Genomic DNA, 2500 nt, shown 5'->3' with positions numbered 1-2500 from the left:
TAGCTCACTAGTCGAGTGACTCTGCGCCGAAAATGTACCGGGGCTAAATACACCACCGAAGCTGCGGATTGATACCGAATGGTATCAGTGGTAGGGGAGCGTTCTAAGGACAGTGAAGTCAGACCGGAAGGACTGGTGGAGTGCTTAGAAGTGAGAATGCCGGTATGAGTAGCGAAAGACGGGTGAGAATCCCGTCCACCGAATGCCTAAGGTTTCCTGAGGAAGGCTCGTCCGCTCAGGGTTAGTCAGGACCTAAGCCGAGGCCGACAGGCGTAGGCGATGGACAACAGGTTGATATTCCTGTACCACCTCTTTATCGTTTGAGCAATGGAGGGACGCAGAAGGATAGAAGAAGCGTGCGATTGGTTGTGCACGTCCAAGCAGTTAGGCTGATAAGTAGGCAAATCCGCTTATCGTGAAGGCTGAGCTGTGATGGGGAAGCTCCTTATGGAGCGAAGTCTTTGATTCCCCGCTGCCAAGAAAAGCTTCTAGCGAGATAAAAGGTGCCTGTACCGCAAACCGACACAGGTAGGCGAGGAGAGAATCCTAAGGTGTGCGAGAGAACTCTGGTTAAGGAACTCGGCAAAATGACCCCGTAACTTCGGGAGAAGGGGTGCTTTCTTAACGGAAAGCCGCAGTGAATAGGCCCAAGCGACTGTTTAGCAAAAACACAGCTCTCTGCGAAGCCGTAAGGCGAAGTATAGGGGGTGACACCTGCCCGGTGCTGGAAGGTTAAGGAGAGGGGTTAGCGTAAGCGAAGCTCTGAACTGAAGCCCCAGTAAACGGCGGCCGTAACTATAACGGTCCTAAGGTAGCGAAATTCCTTGTCGGGTAAGTTCCGACCCGCACGAAAGGTGTAACGATTTGGGCACTGTCTCAACCAGAGACTCGGTGAAATTATAGTACCTGTGAAGATGCAGGTTACCCGCGACAGGACGGAAAGACCCCGTGGAGCTTTACTGTAGCCTGATATTGAATTTTGGTACAGTTTGTACAGGATAGGCGGGAGCCTTTGAAACCGGAGCGCTAGCTTCGGTGGAGGCGCTGGTGGGATACCGCCCTGACTGTATTGAAATTCTAACCTACGGGTCTTATCGACCCGGGAGACAGTGTCAGGTGGGCAGTTTGACTGGGGCGGTCGCCTCCTAAAGTGTAACGGAGGCGCCCAAAGGTTCCCTCAGAATGGTTGGAAATCATTCGTAGAGTGCAAAGGCATAAGGGAGCTTGACTGCGAGACCTACAAGTCGAGCAGGGACGAAAGTCGGGCTTAGTGATCCGGTGGTTCCGCATGGAAGGGCCATCGCTCAACGGATAAAAGCTACCCCGGGGATAACAGGCTTATCTCCCCCAAGAGTCCACATCGACGGGGAGGTTTGGCACCTCGATGTCGGCTCATCGCATCCTGGGGCTGTAGTCGGTCCCAAGGGTTGGGCTGTTCGCCCATTAAAGCGGTACGCGAGCTGGGTTCAGAACGTCGTGAGACAGTTCGGTCCCTATCCGTCGTGGGCGTAGGAAATTTGAGAGGAGCTGTCTTTAGTACGAGAGGACCGGGATGGACGCACCGCTGGTGTACCAGTTGTTCTGCCAAGGGCATAGCTGGGTAGCTATGTGCGGAAGGGATAAGTGCTGAAAGCATCTAAGCATGAAGCCCCCCTCAAGATGAGATTTCCCATAGCGTAAGCTAGTAAGATCCCTGAAAGATGATCAGGTTGATAGGTTCGAGGTGGAAGCATGGTGACATGTGGAGCTGACGAATACTAATAGATCGAGGACTTAACCATATAATATGTAGCAAATGTTATCTAGTTTTGAAAGAATATAAAAAACTTGTTGACTTTCAAAGTTAAATGAGTTACAATAATTCTTGTCTTAAATGAATACAGTCTGGTAATGATGGCAGAGAGGTCACACCCGTTCCCATACCGAACACGGAAGTTAAGCTCTCTAGCGCCGATGGTAGTTGGGACCTTGTCCCTGTGAGAGTAGGACGTTGCCAGGCAATCCGGAGGATTAGCTCAGCTGGGAGAGCACCTGCCTTACAAGCAGGGGGTCGGCGGTTCGATCCCGTCATCCTCCACCATTTAGCCGACTTAGCTCAATTGGTAGAGCAACTGACTTGTAATCAGTAGGTTGGGGGTTCAAGTCCTCTAGTCGGCACCAGTTTTTATTGTAAGAGCCATTAGCTCAGTTGGTAGAGCATCTGACTTTTAATCAGAGGGTCGAAGGTTCGAGTCCTTCATGGCTCACCATTTTTAATTAATGAATATGCGGGTGTGGCGGAATTGGCAGACGCACTAGACTTAGGATCTAGCGCCTTTGGCGTGGGGGTTCGACTCCCTTCACCCGCACTTTTAATGAAATAACTCAAACATGTCTTGCGGAAGTAGTTCAGTGGTAGAATACAACCTTGCCAAGGTTGGGGTCGCGGGTTCGAATCCCGTCTTCCGCTCCAATTTTCAATATGACATGCCGGGGTGGCGGAACAGGCAGACGCACAGGA

General features: G+C 51.4%; 6 tRNA genes and 2 rRNA genes (2 of these 8 only partly in view). All 8 read left to right on the top strand.

Going from position 1 to position 2500, the window contains the following annotated elements:
* Nucleotides 1-1781, top strand: a 23S ribosomal RNA gene (locus QCI73_RS27365); it begins 1142 nt to the left of the window's first position.
* A gap of 102 nt (nt 1782-1883) precedes the next feature.
* Nucleotides 1884-1999 (top strand): 5S ribosomal RNA (rrf, locus tag QCI73_RS27360).
* Between the two features lie 5 nt (nt 2000-2004).
* Nucleotides 2005-2080: transfer RNA gene (locus tag QCI73_RS27355), tRNA-Val, on the top strand.
* 4 nt (nt 2081-2084) lie between these two features.
* A tRNA-Thr gene (locus QCI73_RS27350) sits at nt 2085-2160 on the top strand.
* A 13-nt stretch (nt 2161-2173) separates the two neighbouring features.
* A tRNA-Lys gene (locus QCI73_RS27345) sits at nt 2174-2249 on the top strand.
* An 18-nt stretch (nt 2250-2267) separates the two neighbouring features.
* Nucleotides 2268-2348: transfer RNA gene (locus tag QCI73_RS27340), tRNA-Leu, on the top strand.
* Between the two features lie 29 nt (nt 2349-2377).
* Nucleotides 2378-2452, top strand: a tRNA-Gly gene (locus tag QCI73_RS27335).
* A gap of 16 nt (nt 2453-2468) precedes the next feature.
* Nucleotides 2469-2500: transfer RNA gene (locus tag QCI73_RS27330), tRNA-Leu, on the top strand; it runs 57 nt beyond the window's last position.

This window comes from Bacillus cereus group sp. MG16 (assembly GCF_040459875.1).
Taxonomy (GTDB): domain Bacteria; phylum Bacillota; class Bacilli; order Bacillales; family Bacillaceae_G; genus Bacillus_A; species Bacillus_A paranthracis.
The sequence above is the reverse complement of the archived record's forward strand: the minus strand, read 5'-3'. Positions and strand labels throughout refer to the sequence as shown.